The sequence below is a fragment of the Mesorhizobium sp. B2-8-3 genome (assembly GCF_006440815.1).
Classification (GTDB): domain Bacteria; phylum Pseudomonadota; class Alphaproteobacteria; order Rhizobiales; family Rhizobiaceae; genus Mesorhizobium.
In genome coordinates this window covers 110,976-131,133 of the sequence record NZ_VFTW01000014.1, presented here as the reverse complement: position 1 = coordinate 131,133, position 20,158 = coordinate 110,976, and the positions used below count along the sequence as shown (strand labels likewise).

The following is a 20,158-nucleotide window of genomic DNA, read 5'->3' as shown; positions in this document are numbered from 1 at the left end:
CCAGCGCTGCTCAATATCCGAGCGCCAGCCCGTCCTTGCGCGGATCGGACGCGCCGGTCAGCGTGCCCTTTTCCCAATCGATCAGCACCGCCTGCCCGCCGCCCAGCGGATGATCGGGCTCGACCACCTTGTGGCCAAGCCGGCGCAAGTCTCCGATCGTCTCGGCACGCATGCTTCGCTCGGCCTCGACGATGTCGTGGTTGTAGAACACCCGCGCGGCATCGATCGCCCGCTGCGGGTCCATGCCGAAGTCGATCATGTTGGTCAGCACATGGACATGGCCGAAGGGCTGATAGCCGCCGCCCATTACGCCAAAGGGCATCAAGGCGCGGCCGTTCCTTGTCATCATGCCCGGCATGATCGTGTGCATCGGCCGCTTGCCTGGCGCGATTGCGTTCGGGTGCTTCGGATCGAGGCGGAAGCTGGAACCGCGGTTCTGCAGCACGACGCCGGTCTTCGGGCCGACGACGCCGCTGCCGAAGGAATAATAGGTCGAGTTGATGAAGCTGACCGCATTGCGGTCGCGGTCGACGACGCTGATATAGACCGTGTCGCTGCCAGGGAGATCCAGGCGCGGCAGATCGGTCATGGCGCGCTCGGGATCTATCGCCGCGCGCAGGCGATCGGCATAGGTGCCGGAAAGCAGCGCCTTGACCGGCACGTCGACATGATCCTGATCGGCGAAAAACGCATCGCGGTCCTGGTAGGCGAGCCGGCCCGCCTCGATCTCGAGGTGCAGGCGCGCGGCGCCGTCCGGATCGAGCTTGCCCAGATCAAAGCCCGAGAGCAGGTTCAGCATCAGAAGCGCGGTGAGACCCTGGTTGTTGGGCGGCATCTGGTGGATATCGTAACCGCGATAGGAGGTGCTGACCGGGGTCCGGTAATCGCCCTTGGTGGCGGCGAAATCGTCGAGCGTATGCAGGCCGCCGAGCGCGCGAAGCCGCCCGACCAGATCGTCCGCGACCGCGCCCTCGTAGAAACCGGCGCGGCCTTTCCTTGCGATGACACGCAGCGTCTCAGCCAGCTCCGGCTGGCGATGGACGTCACCCGCCCTGGGCGGCTTGCCGCCCGGCAGGAAGATGCGCGTCGCGACCTCGTCGGCCGACAGGTCGGTCTCGGGATCCTCCCAGTCGAAGGCGACGCGGTCGTGCACGACATAGCCTTCTTCCGCGTAACGAATGGCCGGAGCGAGCGCGTCGGCCAAACCCTTGCGGCCGTGATCCTCCAACAAGCGGCACCAGGCGTCGATGGCGCCGGGAACGGTGACCGCGTGCGGCCCCTGTTTCGGCAGTTCGCTGAATCCCTTGTCCCGGTACCAGTCGACGGCCGCGGCGGCGGGTGCGCGGCCCGAGCCGTTGAAGGCCAGCACGTTGCCGTCGCCGTTCGGGCAATAGAGGACAAAGCAATCGCCGCCGATGCCAGTCGATTGCGGCTCGACCACGGCCTGCACCGCGGCCGCGCAGACCGCGGCGTCCATGGCGTTGCCGCCGGAGCGCAGCATGTCAATTGCCGCAAGCGTGGCGAGCGGATGCGAGGTCGCGGCCATGGCCTCGGTGGCGCGAACCGGCGAGCGGCCTGGAAACTGGAAGTCACGCATGCGGTTCTGGGTATCCCTGTATCAACGTCCGCGGCCGAAAAGTTGGGCAGCGGACAACAAGACGATCGATAGCACGATCAGGCAAGTCGAAATGGCGGCGATCGTCGGATCGATCTGGTCGCGCAGCGCATTGAACATGCGGCGCGTCAGCGTCGTGGTCTCGCCGCCGGAGATGAACAGCGACACCACCACCTCGTCGAAGGAGGTGATGAAGGCGAACAGCGCGCCCGAGACGATGGAGAATCTTATTTGCGGCATCGTCACCTGGAAGAAGGCGGAGAAGCGGCCGGCGCCGAGGCTGCGCGCGACCATCTCCTGGTTCATGTCATAGGACCGCAGGCCCGAGAGCACGGTCAGCACCACCAGCGGCAGCGCCTGCACCGTGTGCGCGATGACGAGGCCGGTCAGCGTGTTGTTGAGGCCGATGCGGGCATAGAGAAAGAATGTGCCGATGCCGATCAGGATGACCGGGATGATCAGCGAGGCGGTGAGCAGCGCGTTGATCAAGCCGGTCAGCCGCAGCGTGCGGGCGTTGATGGCGTAGGCCGCGGCGGTGCCGAGCAGGGTTGCGACGGCCGCCGTCATCACCGCCACTTTGACCGACACGACGGTGGCGTCGCGCCATTCGACGGAGCCGAAATAGCTCTCATACCAGCGCAGCGACCATTCCTGCGGCGGGAACTGCAGCAGCGTCGAACCGGAGAAGGACATGATGACGATGATCACCGACGGGGCGATCAGGAACAGCATGACGAGGCAGCCGAGCGCGTAGAGCCAGAGGCGTTGCCGATGCGAGATGGGCAGGGCGTTTTCCATGCTCATCGCCGGCTCCAGACCCCGGTGGCGCGGGCGCCGAGCAGCCACTGGAAGAGGCCGAGCAGCGCCAGCGTGACGCCAAGCAGCACGACGCCGAGCGCGGCGCCCGCGCCCCAGTTGGAATAGAGGCTGGTGGTCTGCTCCATGCGCATCGCCCACATGATCACCTTGCCGCCGCCCATCAGCGCCGGGGTGACGAAGAAGCCGAGGCACAGCACGAAGACGATGACCACGCCCGAGGCGAGACCGGGCAGCGACAGCGGCAGGAAAATCTGCCGGAAGGTGGCGGCCGGGCTGGCGCCGAGATTCATGCCGGCGCGCAGGCAGTCGGTGTCGATGCTCTTCATCGACGCGTAGAGCGGCAGGACCAGGAAGGGCAGCATGATGTGGGTCATGCCGATGACCACGCCGGCGAAATTGTTGGCGAGCGGCAGCGGCTGGCCGATGACGCCGAGGTCGATCAGCCACGTGTTGACCAGGCCCTTGCGCTGCAGGATGACCAGCCAGGCATAGGTGCGCACCAGCACCGAGGTCCAGAACGGCAGGATGACGAAGACCAGGCAGACCCCGGCGGCGCGGCGCGGCAGCTGCGACAGCATATAAGCCAGCGGATAACCGAACAGCACGCAGGCGCCGGTGACGACGAAGGCCACCTTGAAGGTGGTGACGAAGGTCTTGATGTAGGAGGCCTGCTCGAAGAAGCGCGCGTAATTGGCGGCGCTGAGTTGGCCGGCCTCGTCGAACAGCGACAGCCAGAACAGCCAGCCGATCGGCACGATGATGACGGCGAAGACCAGAAGCAGCCCGGGCGACAGAAGCGCGAGCAGGCCACGCGCCTCCCGTCGCGCGTCGGCGTTGAGCGCATCGGCATTGAGCGCCCTATCGGGCCGGCCGGCATGACTGAGACTGGCGGAGGCGAGGCTCATTGGTCGGCCACCAGAACGACGTCCTGGGCGTCGATACCGAGCGTTATCGGCTCGCCCGGCGCCGGCAGTTTCGCCAGCACGTCGGAACGGCAATAGTCGCGCAACGTCACCTGTCGCCCATCCCTGAGCGTCGCGTAGCAGACGAAGCTGTCGCCCTGGTAAATGACATCGCCGACAATTGCCGGCAGCGCATTGACGTCGCCTGCAGGTTCGCCGGCGATCACGCGCAGCTTTTCCGGCCGCACCACCATCAGGTGCCGGCCCGATGACGGCATTGGATTCTTCATGCGCAGCTTGCTCCCCTCATGCCAGACGCCGCCATTGCGGCATTCGACCGGAATGAAGCTGGATTCGCCGATGAAGCCGGCGACAAATTTGGTCTTCGGCCTCGCATAAAGGGCTTCGGGCTGGTCGATCTGCTCGATGCGCCCGGCATTCATGACGGCGACGCGGTCCGACATGGTGATCGCCTCGCGCTGGTCGTGCGTGACATAGACCGTCGTCATGCCGAGCCTTCGGTGCAGGTTGCGCAGCTCGATCTGCATATGCTCGCGCAGGCTCTTGTCGAGCGCCGACAGCGGCTCGTCCATCAAAACGATGCGCGGTTCGAAGACAATGGCGCGGGCCAAGGCCACACGTTGCCGCTGGCCGCCGGAGAGCTGGTCGACGCGGCGCTCGCCGAGGCCTTTCAGCTGCACAAGGTCCAGCGCCCTCTCGACACGCTCGGCCGTTTCGGCCGTCGACACGCGGCGCTGCTTCAGCGGAAAGGCGATGTTGTGGAAGACGTTCATATGCGGGAACAGCGCATAGTTCTGGAACACCATGCCGATGTTGCGCTTGTGCGGCGGCATGGTGATGATCTCCTCGCCGCCGACCTTGATGGAGCCGGCATTGGCCCGCACGAAACCGGCCAGGATCATCAGCAGCGTCGTCTTTCCCGAACCGGACGGCCCGAGCAGCGTCAGGAATTCGCCCGCGGTGACATCGAGACCGAGGTCATGCAGCACGGACACGCCGCCGAAGCGCTTCTCGATACCGCTGATGCCGATGGGAAGCGCGGTCTGCGCGAGAGACAAGAGCATCTCCTTCAACTCCGGATCATTTTTCGCGAAACGATACGGAGCGGCGTCTCGCCGACGCCGCTCCAACAGGATCGCTATTGCTGGATCAGGTTGTTGAACTTCTCGGTCGCCTCGACGAGGGTGTCGCGCCAGAAGGCTGGATCTTGCAGCACCTGCTTCTTGACGTTCTCGGGCGCGGAATTGATGTCCTTGATGCGCTCCGGCGGGATTTTGCCGGTCTCGAAGGCCTTCTCGTTGGCGGGGCCATTGTCGACATAGAGCGGCAGATTGGCCTGCAACTCGGGGCTGACGAACTTGGCCAGCGCCTTCATCGCGATGTCCTTGTTCTTCGAGCCCTTCGGGATGACCATGCAATCGGCGGTGAGCACGCCCTGGTCGAAGGAGAAGCTCACGGGCGCGCCTTCCTTCTTCAAGGTGCCGGCGCGGCCGTTCCAGATGCTCGCCATATCGACCTCGCCGTCCTTGACAAGCTGCATGGCCTGCGCGCCGGATGTCCACCAGGCATCGATGTGGCCGCGGATCTTGTCCACCGACTGCAGCGCGCCGTCGATGTCGACGGGATAGACCTTGTCGATCGGAATGCCCTTGGCGAGTGCCGCAACGCTCAGCGTTTCGGTCGACTGGCTGCCGGAAAGCGCGCGGCGGCCGGGGAATTTTTCGACGTCCCAGAAATCGGCCCAGGTCTTCGGGCCTTTGTCGCCGAAGACATCGGTGCGATAGATCAGCACCACGGAGGTGTAGGAGATGCCGACCCAGTCGTCGTGGACAAGCTTCGGGTTGATGCCGCTCTTGTCTATGACGTTGTAGTCGAGTTTTTCGAACAGACCTTCCTTGGAGCCGCGCGCGCATTCGTCGGCGCCAAGCTCGGTGATGTCCCATTTGACGGCATTGCCGGTGACCTGCAGGCGCACGTCGTCGAGGCCGTTGGTTGTGTCCTGCTTAATGGTGATGCCGAGTTCCTTGGCCGTCGGATCGAAGAAGGCCTTGGTCTGCGCTTCCTGGTAGGTGCCGCCCCATGAGGCGACGGTGATGGTGTCGGCGGCCGAGGCCGGAACGGCGACTATGGCCAGCAGGCTGGCGACGGCCATGCCGTGAATACAAAGTCTCTTCGTCATTTTCGCTTCTCCAACCGGTGTTCCCGTTATCGTTGATTTGGTATGCGAATTTGTATACAATTTTGAGTGTATTTTTTCGGAGGCCGATGTCAACTCGGGTTTTCGCGTTTTTTGGTTGCGGTAGAGGACGACCGTTCCGCGGGAGGCAATTGCCTCCGGCGAAATGCTCCTGTTCAAGCCTGCCCTAAAACGAACTAAGCTCGCGAATCCGTGACGCAACGTTGGAGACGGAACGCTTGAAGGAGAGAAAGAACACGCTGCGCGACTCGGTGTTCGAGGCGCTGAAGGCGTTGATCATCACCGGCCAGATCCCACCGGGCGGCCGCGTGACGGAAAACGAGATCGCCGAGCGCCTGAAGGTGAGCCGCACGCCCGTGCGCGAGGCCTTCAACCGGCTGGAGCGCGACGGGCTGGTGATCGGGCGGCCGCGCCAGGGCTATGTGGTGGCAGAGTTCAATCTCACCATGTTCCGCGAGGCTTTCGACATCCGCGAACTGCTCGACGGGCGCGCGACCGAACTGGCGGCAGCCAACGCGACCGCCGCCGACAAGGCGAAACTGCGCGACATGCTCGCCGAATGCGAACGGCTGGCGGCGATCCCGGATCGCAGCACCAGGGAGAAATTCGAGGAGTTGCAGGTCGGCATCGACCTGCACCGGGTGATCGCGGAGATCAGCGGCAACGAGATGCTCCACGGCATGCTTTGCGGCATCCTCGACAAATGCCAGCAATATGTCTGGACGGAGCTCCTGTGGCTGGACGAATGGAAGCTCACCCGCGAGGAACATGCCGGCATCGTCGACGCGATCTGCGCCGGCGATGTCACTCTGGCCGGCGAGCGCGCCCGTTCGCATGTGCGCGGCTCGCGCGAGAACATCCTGCGCCTGCTGCAGGCCAAGTCCGATTATCAGGGATTCTTCGCCAAGGCGTCTTGAACCAACGCTATCGCATCAGTTGGATAGCATGGGACAGTTGGCGCCGCGCCGCAGGCTGACATGCGCCACGTCGCCGACGCTGAATTGTGAACCGCCGGCACGGCGCGGGGCATCGATGACGATCGCGGTCCCCTCATCCAGTTCGGCATGCAGGCGCAGCGTGCGGCCATGGAAGACGACGCCGCTGACCCGTGCCGGCGCGGTTCCCTCGGCGGCTTCACCGGCAGCCAGAAGATCCTCCGGCCGCACGCCGATGGTGCGCGTGTCGCCGGCAGCCGGCGTCTCGCCGCTGTCGGATGTAGCCTCCAGCGGCAACTCACCTGCGGCGAAGCGCAGCCGCTCGCCGTCGCGACCGAGGAAGCGTGACTGCAACAAATTCATCGTGCCGATGAAGGAAGCAACGAAGCGCGTCGCCGGCCGGTCGTAGAGCGTCGCCGGCGCAGCAGTCTGCTCGATGCGGCCCTTGTTCATGACGACGATGCGGTCCGAAATCGACAACGCCTCGGTCTGATCGTGGGTGACCATGACGAAGGTGGTGCCGAGCCGCGACTGCAGCCGCTTCAATTCGACCTGCATCTGCTCGCGCAGATGCGCGTCGAGCGCCGACAGCGGCTCGTCGAGCAGCAGCACGCGCGGCTCGCAGACGATGGCGCGGGCCAAAGCGACGCGTTGGCGCTGGCCGCCGGAAAGCTCGGACACACGGGCACGCAGCTTGTCGGCGAGGCCGACCATGTCGAGCGCCTCGCGGACCCGCTTTGCCTGCTCGGCGCCGGTGAGTTTGCGCAGCGACAGGCCGAAGCCGACATTGGCCGCGACGTCCATATGCGGGAACAAGGCGTAGTCCTGGAAGACGGTGTTGACCGGGCGATCGAAGGGCCGCAGCCCGGTGATGTCGCGGCCATCGAGCAGGACATTGCCGCTGGTCGGACTTTCGAAGCCGGCGATGACGCGCAGGCTCGTCGTCTTGCCGCAGCCGGATGGACCGAGCAAGGTCAGGAACTCACCGCTGGCGATATCCAGATCGACGGCATCGAGGCCGACCACGCCACCCGGAAAGACTTTCGAGACTTTCTGCAGCCGAACCAATGGTTCTCGCAATTCCGGACGGAAAACCGCTTCACATTTTTCCTGGAATTGCTCTGAGGCATCAGGCGCCATCGCGCACCTCTGACGGTTTTGTCGTGTTGACCCACAGGATCTGACAGCGCTCGGCGCCAGGATTGCGGAAGGCGTGCAGCAGCGTGCTCTTGAAGGCAAAACTGTCGCCGGCTTTCAGCACATAGGTCGTGGCGTCCACCACCAGCTCGACCTCGCCCGCCATCACGAAGCCGAATTCATGGCCGGCATGGGCATAGGCTTCCGCGGTGCCGCCGCCGGCCTCGACCGTGACCAGCATGCCGGTGAGCGTCGCGGCAGGCGGCGACAGCAGCGCCTTGGCGATGCCCTCGGATTTCACCGGGATCTGCCGCCGCTTGTCGGCGCGCACGCAATATAGGTCGTTGACCGCTTCGTTGCCGTCGGTGATCAGCGCCGACGGTTCGATGTCGAGCGCGGCGGCGAGCGGCCAGATCACCTTGACGCGCAGCGAGGACATGCCGCGCTCGATCTGGCTCAGCGCGCCGATGGAGATGCCGGCCTTGGCCGCGAGCTCGGCCAGCGACAGCTTGCGCTCCAGCCTGAGCGCCCGGACGCGCCGGCCGACGCGGATATCGGCATCGTCTTTCGGCTTCGCCGCCGCTTCGTCGAGAATGTCCATGCAATGGTCCTCGTTGCAGTCAATTAGGCCGGCAATTGACCAAGCCGGCCTCATTATTAAGTTTCTTATCCTGCCGGACGCTGGCACTGCCCCTCATCGCCCTGCCAGTTCCTTCTCCCCGTATAGTGACGGGGAGAAGGAACTGGCCGCAACGCTGGCGCCAGTCCTGCGACGAGGTGATTGGCGAAACCGCCGGCGACAGCGCCCCTCTCCCCGTCACTATACGGGGAGAGGATGCCGGCAGGCAGGTGCGGGGCAGCGCAAAACTTCGGCAATTAATCGCTCAACCCCCGGCCTTCACCTTCTCGAACATCTTGGCCACATCGTCATTCTGCTTCATCGGACCGGTGAAGATGGTGCTCTTCAGCATCACGTCCGGATCGGCCGGCAGTTGCAGCTTATCGAGTTCCTCCTTCGACACACCGGCGAAGGCGGTCGAGAGCGAGCTGCCATAGCCGTAGGACTGAATCAGGAACTTGCCCGAGTCGGCGTCGAGCCGGCTGTTGATGAAGTCATAGGCGAGATCGACGTTCTTGGCCTCCTTGAGCATGACGAAGCCGCAGGCCCAGGTCAGCATGCCTTCCTTCGGCTTCATGAACTCGACCGGAACGCCCTGCTTCTTCAGCGAGGTGGCCGACGCATTCCAGGTCATGGCGGCGACCAGTTGGCCGCTGGCCAAAGCCTGCTCGACCGAGGTCATGTCGGTGGTGTAGCTCGACAGCAGCGGCCGCTGCTCGCGCAGCTTTTCGGCCACCTTGTCCATCTGGTCCGGCGTCATGTCGAAAGGGTTCACGCCCGCCAGGAGGGCGGCGACGATCGGCGTGTCGTGCACGGCGTCGATGGTCGCCATGCGGCCGGCATATTGCTTGTCCCACAGAAGGTTCCAGCTCGCCTCGGGATTTTTTACCAGGTCGGTGCGGTAGAGGATCGAGGTGTTGCCCCAGTCCCACGGCACCATCCACACCTTGCCGTCGCCGGCCTGCAGGTCGGGCAGGTTCTTGAACACCGGGAAGATCGAATCCCAGTTCTTGATGCGCTTGGTGTCGATCGGCTGCAGCAGGCCTTCCTTGTTCCAGCGCGCCACCTTGTCGTAGCAGGGATGCGCGATGTCGGGCCTGAAGCCGGCCTTGACCTTGGTGAAGGCATCGTCGTCGTCACCGAAGATCGTCGCCTCGACGCCGTCGGGATGCGCGGCAAGGAAGCTCTTGTTGAAGTCGGGCAATTCATAACCCGACCAGGTGAAGTATTGCAGCTTGTCGGCGGCCAGAGCGACCGTCGACGACAGCGCGAGCGCCAGTGCGGCAAGGCCGGCCCGGGCTTTGTGTCCGGCGGTCGATTTCAGGTGGAATGTCATTTTCGTTCTCCTCTTCTTTGTTGTGGTTCAGACTGGATTGCGGCGCGCAGTTCCAAGACCGCGGTGGCGAAGGATTTCGGCTGTACCGGCGATGATGAAGGACACGGTGAGGATCACCGTGCCGAGCGCCATCACGGTTGGCAGCGAGCGCGGGAAGCGCAGCTGGCTCCAGATGTAGAGCGGCAGCGTCGGCTCGGTGCCGGCGAGGAAAAAGACGACGATGAACTCGTCGAAGGAAATCAGGAAGGAGAGCATGAAAGCCGACAGCACGGCTGGCAGGCTGAGCGGCAGCATGACGCGCCGGAACGTCGTCCAGTCGGAAGCGCCGAGGTCGAGCGCCGCTTCGCGGATCGTCTTCGGGATGGCGGCGAAGCGGCTGCGCATCACCACCACGGTGGTCGGCAGCGCGACGAGGATGTGACCGAGCACGATGGAAACGCGCGATGGTCCAAGGCCGATGAGGTTGACCAGGATCAACAGCGAAATGCCGACGATGACGCCGGGGATCAGGATCGGCAGCCGGGCGATGGCGCTGATCGTGGCGGCGAGCGGCGAGCGGCCGTAGAGGCCCATATAGGATACGGTGATGCCGCAGAGCGTCGCGCCGGAGGCGGCGATGACGCCGATGGCCAGGCTGTTGGCCAAAGCGCCGGAAAGCGCCGGATTGCCATAGAGCGTGCGGTACCATTCGAGCGTGAAGCCCTGCAGCGGAAACGCCGCCTGGATGGAGTTGTTGAAGGAAAACAGCGGGATCAAAAGCACCGGCAGGTAGAGGAAGACAAGATAGCCAAGCACATAGAGGCCGAGCCAGCGGCCGTCGCTATTAGTGTTGGCCCGGGCGCTCATGTGCGGCTGCCAAATCTGCGGTCGGTGCCGCGCGCCACCAGCACCACGCAGAGGATGACCAGCATGACGCAGACCGAGAGGGCCGCCCCGAACGGCCAGTCATTGGCCTTGCCGAACTGCGACTGGATCAGCGTGCCGATCATGGTGCTGGCCGGGCCGCCGACCATGGCCGGCGTGACATAATCGCCGACCGTCGGCACGAAGACGACGAGTGCTGCCGCCAGCACGCCCGGCATGGAATTCGGCAGCACGACGCGGCGGAAGCAGGTGAAGGGCCGCGCGCCGAGATCGGATGCGGCTTCGAGCAACGATTTCGGGATCGTGTCCAGCGCCACATAGATCGGCAGGATTGCGAAAGGCGCGTAGGCGTGGGCGAGCGTCACCACCACCGCTGCCGGCGTGTTGAGGAAGGCAAGCGTCGGCTGTGACCAGAGGCCGGTCTCGATGAAGGCCGAGTTCAGAACGCCATTATAGGCGAGCACGATCTTCCAGGCGAAGACGCGCAGCAGATAGCTGGTCCAGAACGGCAGCGTGACCAGGAAGAGCAGCAGGTTGCGCCGCCGGCCGGCGTGGAAGGCGAGGTAATAGGCAACCGGATATGCAGTAGCGACGGTGGCGAGCGTGACCAGGCCGGCGATGACCAGCGAGCGCAGCGTCACCGTCCAGTAGAGCGGATCGGTAGCGACGGTGACGAAATTCTCCGCCGTCAGGCCGACGCCGAGCAGCGAGCCGTCATTCCCCCTGAAGGCGAGGAAGACCACCAGGCCAAGCGCGAACAGGATCAGGAAGAAGGTGACCAGTCCGCCCGGCAGCAGCATGGCGAAGCGGAACACCGGCGAGATGCGGTTTTCCGGCAGGGGCCGCGTTGCAGCGATGGTCGACGACATCGAACTGTCCATCGAAATTCTGAAATCACCAAATGATTTTTCATATTCCTGAAACTGTCAAGCTGAATCGCTTGTGCGCCGCACGCGTTCGGGGTCAGCGCTCGAACGCGTCGAGCATGCGGTACCAGGTGATTGCCGCGGCGACGCCGACCTGGCGGAAAGCGTGGAACGGGATCGGCTTGATCGGCGACAGCGGAAACGGCAACTGCCGGGCGTCGCCGCTTGCAAGGTAGTTCGCCATGCGCTTGGCGAGCGCGCTCATCAGGCCGACGCCCCTGCCTTGGCAGCCGACGACCGCGAGCAGGCCTTTTTCCGGTTCATGCAGATGCGGCAGGTGATCCGGCGTCAGCGCCACGCGGCCGAACCAGCGCTTTTCGATGGCGATGCCGGCAAGCGCCGGATAGAGGCGGGTGAGCGCGCGTTCGCAATGTGCCCAGTCGGCGGCGCTCGAAGGCAGCGCCATGCGGCCGCGACCGCCCAGCACCATCCGGCCATCGGGACTCCGGCGGTAATAGACGAGGATGCGACGGGAATCGGAAACCGCCTGACCGCCCGGCAGGATGCTGGCTCCAAGCTCCGGCGGCAGCGGCGCGGTGGCGATCTGGAAGGAATGCAGCGGCACGATTGTTTGCGCGAGACCAGGCAGAAGGCCGTCCGTGTAGGCATTGGTGGCGAGCACGACCGACTTGGCTTGCAATTCGGCGCCGCCTTGCGTCGAAACCCGCCAGACACCGGTATTCTTGGCAAGCTTCACCACCCGCTGCTGCTCGGCGATGCGGGCGCCGGCGGCCGAGGCGACGCGGGCGAGCTCGAGCGTGTAGGACAGAGGATCGATGACGCCGGCGCGGCGGTCCAGCCAGCCGCCGAGATAGCCTTTGGCGCCGGTCATCGCCGCTATTCCCGCTTTGTCGAGCAGCTCGACGTCGGCACCGCGCGAGCGCCATTGGCGATCCCGGTTCGCCGCTGCCTTCAGCGCGGTCTTGGTGTGCGCGGCCTGGATCCAGCCATTGCGCGTGAACGGCACCGCCAGCTTCTCGTCGCGGATCACGTCGAACACGGCATCGGCCGTCGAGGCGGCGAACGCGACCAGGGCTTCGCCGCGTTCCTTGCCGAAGTGTTCGATCAGCCATTCCGGATCGTATTTGAGGCCGGGGATGACCTGGCCGCCATTGAGGCCCGAAGCGCCCTGCCCGATCGCGCCGGCATCCAGCACCTGGACGGAAAGGCCTGCGCGCGCCGCATGCAGCGCGGTCGACAGCCCCATAATGCCGCCGCCGACGACGACCGCGTCCAGCGTGCCGTCGGCCGACAAGCCCGATTGAAATGCCGGGGCAGCCTGCGGCCTTTGCCAAATCGGATCGGAAAACGCTGCGGGCAAAGATCACCTCGGCGCTGGAGCTTCGTGAAAATCCTATTGTTGATTTCATGAATTTGAAAGCGCGTTTCGATGGGCCAGCCGGCTACGCTTTTGATGACAGGGACAACTGGCCCACGAACCGGGCTACAAACGGCATGGACGTTTGACCCAAATCCGGGGAAAGTGCCGCGCGACAGTTGAGAGGAAGCATCACCATGACCGATCCGACCCGCCTGCCCGCCGACGGCCTCTTCGTCGGCCGCGCCAGGACAAGCGAAGCTACTCATCCGCTGGTGGTCACGGTGCGCGACGGCCAGGTCATCGACGTCACCTCGAGCGCGGCGCCCACGGTGCGCGATGTCTGCGAGCTGAAGGATCCGGCCGGCTATCTGCGCTCGGCCAAGGGCAAGGCGATCGGCGCGCTCGCCGACATCGCAGCGAACAGCTTCGAAGACAAACGCGATGCGAAGAGGCCGATCCTGCTCTCGCCCGTCGACCTGCAGGCGGTGAAGGCTTCCGGCGTGACCTTCGTCGTCAGCCTGCTCGAGCGCGTCATCGAGGAACAGGCGCGCGGCTCGGCGGAAAAAGCGGACGCCATCCGCGCCGACATCGCCGGGCTGATCGGCCATGACCTGTCGAAGCTCAAGCCCGGCTCGCCGGAGGCGATGGAGATCAAGGCCAAGCTGATTTCGCGCGGCGCCTGGTCGCAATATCTGGAAGTGGGCATCGGCCCGGACGCGGAGATCTTCACCAAATGCCAGCCTATGGCCTCGGTCGGCTTCGGCGCCGATGTCGGACTGCATCCGGTCTCCACCTGGAACAATCCGGAGCCGGAGATCGCCATGATCGCCGACAGTTCGGGGCGCATCGTCGGCGCCACGCTCGGCAACGACGTCAATCTGCGCGACGTCGAGGGGCGCTCGGCGCTGCTGCTCGGCAAGGCCAAGGACAACAATGCTTCCGCTTCGCTCGGCCCCTTCATCCGGCTGTTCGACGAGACGTTTTCCATCGCCGACGTGAAGCGCGCCACGGTGCGGCTCAGCGTCGAGGGCGAGGACAGCTTCTCGCTGCAGGGCGCGAGCTCGATGGCGGAAATCAGCCGCTCGCCGGAAGAGCTGGTCAAGGCCGCGATGGGGCCGCATCACCAGTATCCGGACGGGCTGGCGCTCTATCTCGGCACCATGTTCGTGCCGTCGAAGGATCGCGGCGAGAAGGGCAAAGGCTTTACCCACAAGGTCGGCGACATCGTCACCATCTCGTCGGAAAAGCTCGGCGCGCTCACCAACCGCGTGCGCCTGTCGCCGGACTGCCCGCACTGGACCTACGGCGCCAGCCATCTGATGCGCGACCTGGCCAAGGCGAGCCTTCTCTAACGCCGCACCAGAAGGGCGGTTTGCTTGGAGGCCACCGTGCAGCGGATGGTCGATGGTGCCGCTTGCCCAACGAATATCACCGTTGCTGATGCAATCTGATGGGATTGGTGATGGCGCGCGCGCCTGTGCCAACATCCACTGGCGATGGAGGCTTGCCACCGCCCGAAAAAGAGAATGCTCTGGACGTTCCGGTCGGCGCTGGCAGGAGATGCGGGTTCCAAGGTCGCATCGCGCTGATCCAGGAGGAGAGTTTCAACATGGGAGGAAATCGAATGCTTTCGCGGCTAAGACTACTCGTGCTTGGCTTGATCGCGGCACTCGCCATTCCGGCGATGGCCGAGGCCAAGACGTTCTACTGGATTTCGCATGGCGGCCCGGCCGATCCGGTCTGGACCTACTTCCTGGCCGGAGCCAAGCAGTGGGCCAAGGACACGGGCAACACGGTCAACACCTCGTTCCACAATGGCGACGTCGCGTCCCAGCAGGAAGCCGTGCGCGCCGCGATCGCGGCCAAGGCCGACGGCATCGCCACCACCAGCCCCGATCCGGGCAGCCTGGTCGAGATCGTCAAGGAGGCCCGCGCGGCCAACATCCCGATCATCAACTTCAATACGCCCGATCCGAAAGCCAACTTCAACGCCTATGTCGGCGGCGACAACGTCACCTTCGGCAAGCACTGGGCGCAGTATCTGGTCGACAAGGGCCTGGTGAAGAAGGGCGACTTCGTCTGGATGCCGGTCGAGATCCCCGGCGCCACCTATGGCGTGCAGGAAGAGGAAGGCATCAAGAGCGTGTTCGAGCCGGCCGGCATCACCTATGAGGTGACCGAGGCGACGCTCGACCAGGCCGAAGCGATCAACCGCATGGTCGACTACCTCACCGCGCACAAGGGCAAGGTGAAGGCGATCATCGGCCTCGGCGATCTCGTCACCGGCTCGATCAAGCGCGTGTTCGACCAGGTCGGCGTCAAGCCGGGCGAAATCCCGGTCGTCGGCTGGGGCAACTCGCTCGACACCACGCAGGAAGTGCTGAACGGCTACGTCAATGCCGGGCAGTGGCAGGACCCGCAGGCGACCAGCTATATCGCGCTGTCGATGGCCAATATGGCCGCCAGCGGCATTCCTCCGGGCTTCAACGTCATCACCGGTGCGCTCTACGAGAAGGACACCGCCGGCGTCTACGACAAGATCCTGTCCGGCAAATAATCCTCGAGCGAACGGTCGCGACACCCTGTCGCGACCGTTTTTCCTTCTCCCCGCGCCGTCCCCATCGGACGGCCGCGCTTACGTCGCGGGTTCAATGGAAAACCATTCCTTCGTCCAACGCCTTGTCGCGCGGCCGGAATTCGGTCCGCTGGTGCTGCTCGTCGTCGAGCTCGTCGTCTTCTGGGGCATCAATCCCGACTTCCTGTCGCCGCAGAACATTTCGAACATCCTGGCCTTCACAGTCGAGCTCGGCCTGATCGCGCTGGCAATGACCTTGCTGATGACATCCGGAGAATTCGACCTCTCGGTCGGCTCGCTGTTCGGCTTCTCGCCGGTGCTGATGTGGACGCTCTTCAACAGCGGCGTCACTTCGCTGGAGATGGGCCTGCTGATCGCGCTGATCGTCGCTGCCCTGGTCGGGCTGGTGAATGGCTGGTTCGTCACCCAGCTCAAGATCCCGTCCTTCCTGGTGACGCTCGGCATGCTGCTGGTCGTGCGCGGCACGGCATTGTTCATCACCGACGGTTTTCCGCAGCGCACCTGGAGCGCGGAAGGCAGTTGGCTGGCGAACATCCTGGTCGGCGACTTCTATGTCGGCCCGTTCCGAATCTATGCCTCGCTGTTCTGGTTCATCGGCGCCGCGATCGTGCTCGGCTATGTGCTGACGCAGAGCCGAACCGGCAACTGGATCCAGGCCGCCGGCGGCAATCCGAACGCGGCCCGCGCGCGCGGCGTCAACGTCAACCGCGTCAAGGTCGGCCTGTTCATCCTGTCGGCGGTGATGGCGTCGCTCGCCGGCGTGATCTCGTCGCTGCGCACGTCCGCGGCCAACCCCAACAGCGGCACCGGCTACGAGCTCGAGGTCATCGCCATGGTGGTGATCGGCGGCACGGCGCTGACCGGCGGGCGCGGCACCATCATCGGCACGGTGCTCGGCATCCTGATCCTGCGCGTCATGCGCAACGGCATCGTGCTGATCGGCGTGCCGGGGCTCGCCTACAACATCTTCATCGGCGCGATCATCCTCGGCATGATGGCGCTGCACTCCTGGCTCGAACGCCGGCACCAGGCAGGAACCTGAACCATGGCCGAACCGCTGATCCGCATGGAAAACATCCGCAAGTCCTACGGGCGCGTGCAGGCGCTGGTGGACGCCAATTTCCACGTCAACGAAAAGGAGATCGTCGGCCTGCTCGGCGACAACGGCGCGGGCAAGTCGACGCTGATCAAGGTGCTGTCGGGCGCCGTGCCGCTGACCAGCGGCGACATCTTCATCCGCGGCAAGAAGGTCACGCTGCGCAGCACCAGCGACGCCATCGCCCACGGCATCGAGACGATCTACCAGGACTCGGCCCTCGTCACGCAGTTGTCGATCGCGCGCAACCTGTTCCTCGGGCGCGAGCCGATCAGGGCGCCGCGCTTCCTGAACCGCATGGACCAGGACGCAATGAACGCGGTGGCGCGCGACCTGCTCAGGCAGGTCGGCATCACCAAGAATATCCCGCCGACGACACCGATCGGCTCACTGTCGGGCGGCGAGCGGCAGGCCGTGGCGATCGCGCGCGCCATGCATTTCGACAGCGATCTCATCATCCTCGACGAACCGACCAACAATCTCGGCGTCGCCGAGACGCAAGGCGTGCTGAGCTTCGTGCGCAGCGCCCGTGATTCCGGGCACTCCTGCATCTTCATCGCGCACAACATCCATCACGTCTTCCAGGTGGTCGACCGCATCGTGGTGATGCGCCGGGGCAAGGTGGTGGCCGACGACATCGATCCGAAAAAGACTACGGTCGCCGAGGTCGAGCGCGTCATCACCGGCATGTCGGACAAGGAGATCCGGGACGCGATTTCCGACGGCCCGCAGCGGCATGGCTGACGGTCTGGCATCGATTTGGCTCGGCGTCGGTTTGGCCTGACGTTGAATTGTCCTGACAGGGGCTCGCTTCCCATCCTATGACTGGACTCATGAAAGCCACGGTAGCCGACATCGCCAGAAGCTGCGGCCTGTCGACCGCGACCGTCGACAGGGTGCTCAACAACCGGCCAGGGGCAAGCGCTGCCAACCGGCAGCGGGTGATGGAGGCGGCCAAGCAGCTCGGCTATCTGCCGACGCTCGATCAGGTCGTGCTGCCGTCGAAGCCGGCGCACCTGGAATTCTTCCTGCCGATCGGGTCCAATGGCTTCATGGCCGATCTTGCGCATCACATCGAGGATTATGCGGCACGCCTGCCGCTGGTCGCCTCCTGCCGCATCCACAACCTTGCCGGCATTTCGCCTGGCGCGCTGCAAGGCGCGGTGGAGAACCTGTCGCTCAAAGCCAACGGTGTCGGCGTCATCGCCGTCGACCACCCGCGCACGCGCAACATCCTGCGCGAGCTGGTCGATGCCGGGATCAGGCTGGTCACGCTGATCTCGGATGTCCCGGCGGCACCCCGCTCGGCCTATGTCGGCATCGACAATCGGGTGGCGGGCCGCACCGCGGCGCTGCTGATGGGCCGCTTCCTCGGCGGCCGTACAGGACATCTGGCGATGGTGGTCGGCTCGCGCTCCTATCGCGGCCACGAGGAGCGCGAGATGGGTTTTCGTTCGGTGCTGAGCGAAGAGTTTCCCAACCTCACGGTCTCAAGCGCCGCCGAGAGCAATGACGACCCGGACGCCAGCTACCGCGCGACCATCAAGGCGCTGCACAACGAACCGGACCTGCTCGGCATCTATTGCGTCGGCGCCGGACGGTCGGGCGTGGCCAAGGCCTTGCTCGAGGTCAAGCCGCGCAAGAAGCCGGTCTTCATCTGCCACGACCTGACCAAGGAAACGCGCCGCTATCTCGTCGACGATCTCGCCGACGTCGTGATCGACCAGAATGCGCGGCTGATCGCCGAGCAGTCGGTGATCCGCCTGCTCGGATCCATCGCCTCGTCGGCGCCCTATCTGACGAAAAAGTTCATCGAGCCGCGGCTGATCTTCAAGGAAAACGTGCCGGTGCAATAAACCAGCGGGTGGGCGCACGAAGGCGGCCTTAGTGCATGTCGCGCAAAAGTGTGCAGCGGTTTTGCGATAACGACACGCATGAAAACACAGGCTTAAAGCGCGTCGCCTGAATCCGCTTCAGCGCGACGCGCTTTAGCATTTGTCCGACGATTGATCCCGCAATTCTGCACACCAGCTATGCAGGTTTCGCAATTGCCGAATCGTTAGGCAACCCGTATTTACCTGGGTGTCGGCCGTCTCCTCCTCCCAGATGTGATGCCGACGCTGAGTACGGTGCACCTCCTCCCGTGCCGCATTCGAAATCAAGCCCGCTGCCACCTCCTCCCGGCAGCGGGCTTTTTCTTTGCCCGCACGGCGATGATGCGGAGGCGGCGCCAGCCCCGTGGAGCGAGCGTCCATCTGACGTTACGGCGAAGGCGCCGAGCCCAACCGCTCACACTTTTCCTTGAATTGCTCTAGGCTTTGGCTGTCGCTAGGTTGGCGCTGAGTTCGAAAGCGACTCCCGATCCATCGGAGTGGGACTGCAGCACGGCAGCGCTCCCGCTTACGATGTCCTCCACAACGCGCTTGCGTTCCTGATCGGTCATTGCCTTGCAGGCAGCACTCATGCCGACCAGCGCCATCGTATTCAATCGCAGGAGGGGCGCGCCGTCCTCAAAGCGTATGATACGCGATATTGTCCTTGATCGAACGTCGTGGAAGCCGACGTCCCGGAGCAGCGCCTCGAGCGGCGCCGAGTTCCCAAAGCTGTGGCGCAGGTCTGCGATTGGGCCGAGGAGTCGCTCGGCGACGCGGCGGAGTTCTCGAAAGAAGGGGATTTCCTCATCGGACCGCCAAGTAGCAACCGCCAACATGCCGCCCTGCGCCAGCGCTCGCCGCATCTCCGCCGCCGCAGCGGGCTTGTCGGGAACGAACTGCAGCCCCTGCTGACAGACAACCACGTCGAACTGCTCTCCGTCACGGAGCGGCAGCGCACTGGCATTGCCGGCGCGCCAGTCGATGTCCGGCGCCACGGTGCGCGCGACGGCGAGCATATCCGGGCTGATGTCGATGCCGACAACATAGCCGGCGGCACCAAGCCGTTCCTTGGCAACGCGCGCAACTATCCCTGTACCACAAGCGATGTCCAAGACACGATGGCCTGGGGACAGCCTTACCTCTTCGAAGGTCACTTCGGCCCAAGGGCGAAAGAGAGGACCCACGAGCCAGCGCTCATACATCTCCGGAAAACTTGCCTGACCCATTGCATGGCTGGGCGCCTGATTCTGAGACAGGATCACAGAGTCAGGATGAGGCGAAGACATCAGCGCGCGCGGAACGAGGCGATCAGGCTTTCGGCCATGCGCACGAATTGCGCGCTCGGGCCTTCGGCGCCGACGCTCTGCATCGAGACGCGCGCGCCTTCGAGCAGCAGCGACAGTGTGTCGGCGAGCAGCTCGGCCTGGCCGATGCCGGCATCGCGGCAAAGCGCAACCAGCTTCTCGCGCTGGGCCTCCTTCAGTTCCTTGATGACGCGCCTGGCCGGGTGATCGGTCTCGGTGAGCTCGACGGCGGCATTGGCCATATCGCAGCCGCGGCTGTCGGCGCTGAGCAGTTCGGAAGCCTTTTGGACCCAGGCATGCAGCTGGGCGAGCTTGTCGCCGGGATGCTTGGCCTCGAACTCGTCCCAGATCCTTGACGCCTTCGCCGCCGTGGCGCGCAGGCATTCGACGATCAATTCGTCCTTGGATTCGAAGTGACGGTAAAGCGTCATCTTGTTCGTGCCGGCAGCCTCGGTGATGGCGTCGACGCCAACACCCTTGATGCCGTGCTTGTGGAACATGTCCTGCGCCGTCTCCAGGATTCGATCCCGGGGGCGGGAACGCTCCGCGACGCCGTCAGTCATCATGATCTCCTTTCGTCGTTTCCAAAAAAACCG

At 64.4% G+C, this 20,158-nt stretch carries 19 protein-coding genes; 6 read left to right on the top strand and 13 right to left on the bottom strand.

What is annotated here, in order from left to right:
• Positions 1-10 precede the first annotated feature (10 nt).
• The 5 genes from ggt to FJ418_RS20370 all read right to left on the bottom strand — a co-directional run bounded on the left by ggt (position 11) and on the right by FJ418_RS20370 (position 5,536).
• Complete coding sequence (ggt, locus tag FJ418_RS20390; RefSeq protein WP_140868681.1) at positions 11-1,597, bottom strand: gamma-glutamyltransferase; 1,587 nt, start codon at positions 1,595-1,597, stop codon at positions 11-13.
• Positions 1,598-1,618: 21 nt separating this feature from the next.
• Positions 1,619-2,419, bottom strand: a complete 801-nt coding sequence (locus FJ418_RS20385; RefSeq protein ID WP_140868679.1) for an ABC transporter permease — start codon at positions 2,417-2,419, stop codon at positions 1,619-1,621.
• Positions 2,416-3,339, bottom strand: a complete 924-nt coding sequence (locus FJ418_RS20380; protein ID WP_140868676.1) for an ABC transporter permease — start codon at positions 3,337-3,339, stop codon at positions 2,416-2,418. The genes FJ418_RS20385 and FJ418_RS20380 overlap by 4 nt, the downstream gene beginning before the upstream one ends.
• Positions 3,336-4,415, bottom strand: a complete 1,080-nt coding sequence (locus FJ418_RS20375; protein WP_140868674.1) for an ABC transporter ATP-binding protein — start codon at positions 4,413-4,415, stop codon at positions 3,336-3,338. Before FJ418_RS20375 ends, FJ418_RS20380 begins: the two co-directional genes overlap by 4 nt.
• Positions 4,416-4,495: 80 nt before the next feature.
• The gene (locus tag FJ418_RS20370) at positions 4,496-5,536 is read right to left on the bottom strand and encodes an ABC transporter substrate-binding protein (RefSeq protein WP_140868671.1); all 1,041 of its coding nucleotides are present in this window, start codon (positions 5,534-5,536) and stop codon (positions 4,496-4,498) included.
• A 236-nt stretch (positions 5,537-5,772) separates the two neighbouring features.
• On the opposite strand from FJ418_RS20370, the gene FJ418_RS20365 reads away from it, so the two are divergent.
• A complete protein-coding gene (locus FJ418_RS20365) occupies positions 5,773-6,471 on the top strand; it encodes a GntR family transcriptional regulator (RefSeq protein WP_181167006.1) in 699 nt (232 codons plus the stop codon).
• Between the two features lie 15 nt (positions 6,472-6,486).
• Here FJ418_RS20365 and FJ418_RS20360 read toward each other — a convergent pair whose 3' ends face one another.
• The 6 genes from FJ418_RS20360 to FJ418_RS20330 all read right to left on the bottom strand — a co-directional run bounded on the left by FJ418_RS20360 (position 6,487) and on the right by FJ418_RS20330 (position 12,692).
• Positions 6,487-7,557: an ABC transporter ATP-binding protein gene (locus FJ418_RS20360; protein ID WP_246683131.1), complete on the bottom strand. Its 1,071-nt coding sequence runs from the start codon at positions 7,555-7,557 to the stop codon at positions 6,487-6,489.
• 61 nt (positions 7,558-7,618) lie between these two features.
• Complete coding sequence (locus tag FJ418_RS20355; RefSeq protein ID WP_140868668.1) at positions 7,619-8,227, bottom strand: cupin domain-containing protein; 609 nt, start codon at positions 8,225-8,227, stop codon at positions 7,619-7,621.
• A gap of 283 nt (positions 8,228-8,510) precedes the next feature.
• On the bottom strand, positions 8,511-9,581 hold the full coding sequence (locus tag FJ418_RS20345) for an ABC transporter substrate-binding protein (protein WP_140868665.1): 1,071 nt from the start codon (positions 9,579-9,581) through the stop codon (positions 8,511-8,513).
• Between the two features lie 27 nt (positions 9,582-9,608).
• A complete protein-coding gene (locus FJ418_RS20340) occupies positions 9,609-10,427 on the bottom strand; it encodes an ABC transporter permease (RefSeq protein ID WP_140868662.1) in 819 nt (272 codons plus the stop codon).
• A complete protein-coding gene (locus FJ418_RS20335; RefSeq protein ID WP_140868659.1) occupies positions 10,424-11,314 on the bottom strand; it encodes an ABC transporter permease in 891 nt (296 codons plus the stop codon). Before FJ418_RS20335 ends, FJ418_RS20340 begins: the two co-directional genes overlap by 4 nt.
• Positions 11,315-11,408: 94 nt before the next feature.
• On the bottom strand, positions 11,409-12,692 hold the full coding sequence (locus FJ418_RS20330; RefSeq protein ID WP_140868656.1) for an FAD-dependent oxidoreductase: 1,284 nt from the start codon (positions 12,690-12,692) through the stop codon (positions 11,409-11,411).
• Positions 12,693-12,886: 194 nt separating this feature from the next.
• Here FJ418_RS20330 and FJ418_RS20325 point away from each other — a divergent pair, with 194 nt between their 5' ends.
• From FJ418_RS20325 to FJ418_RS20305, 5 genes are all read left to right on the top strand, one after another.
• Complete coding sequence (locus FJ418_RS20325) at positions 12,887-14,044, top strand: fumarylacetoacetate hydrolase family protein (protein WP_140868654.1); 1,158 nt, start codon at positions 12,887-12,889, stop codon at positions 14,042-14,044.
• Positions 14,045-14,316: 272 nt separating this feature from the next.
• Positions 14,317-15,249: a substrate-binding domain-containing protein gene (locus FJ418_RS20320; RefSeq protein WP_140657693.1), complete on the top strand. Its 933-nt coding sequence runs from the start codon at positions 14,317-14,319 to the stop codon at positions 15,247-15,249.
• 94 nt (positions 15,250-15,343) lie between these two features.
• Entirely contained in the window at positions 15,344-16,330 is a 987-nt protein-coding gene (locus tag FJ418_RS20315; protein WP_140705151.1) for an ABC transporter permease, read from the top strand.
• A gap of 3 nt (positions 16,331-16,333) precedes the next feature.
• A complete protein-coding gene (locus tag FJ418_RS20310) occupies positions 16,334-17,128 on the top strand; it encodes an ATP-binding cassette domain-containing protein (RefSeq protein ID WP_140645098.1) in 795 nt (264 codons plus the stop codon).
• A gap of 89 nt (positions 17,129-17,217) precedes the next feature.
• Positions 17,218-18,240, top strand: coding sequence for a LacI family DNA-binding transcriptional regulator (locus FJ418_RS20305; protein WP_140645099.1), 1,023 nt, complete (start codon positions 17,218-17,220; stop codon positions 18,238-18,240).
• Positions 18,241-18,695: 455 nt separating this feature from the next.
• Here FJ418_RS20305 and FJ418_RS20300 read toward each other — a convergent pair whose 3' ends face one another.
• Entirely contained in the window at positions 18,696-19,460 is a 765-nt protein-coding gene (locus FJ418_RS20300) for a methyltransferase domain-containing protein (protein ID WP_226892263.1), read from the bottom strand.
• 83 nt (positions 19,461-19,543) lie between these two features.
• Complete coding sequence (locus FJ418_RS20295; RefSeq protein WP_140544202.1) at positions 19,544-20,125, bottom strand: TetR/AcrR family transcriptional regulator; 582 nt, start codon at positions 20,123-20,125, stop codon at positions 19,544-19,546.
• Positions 20,126-20,158 lie beyond the last annotated feature (33 nt).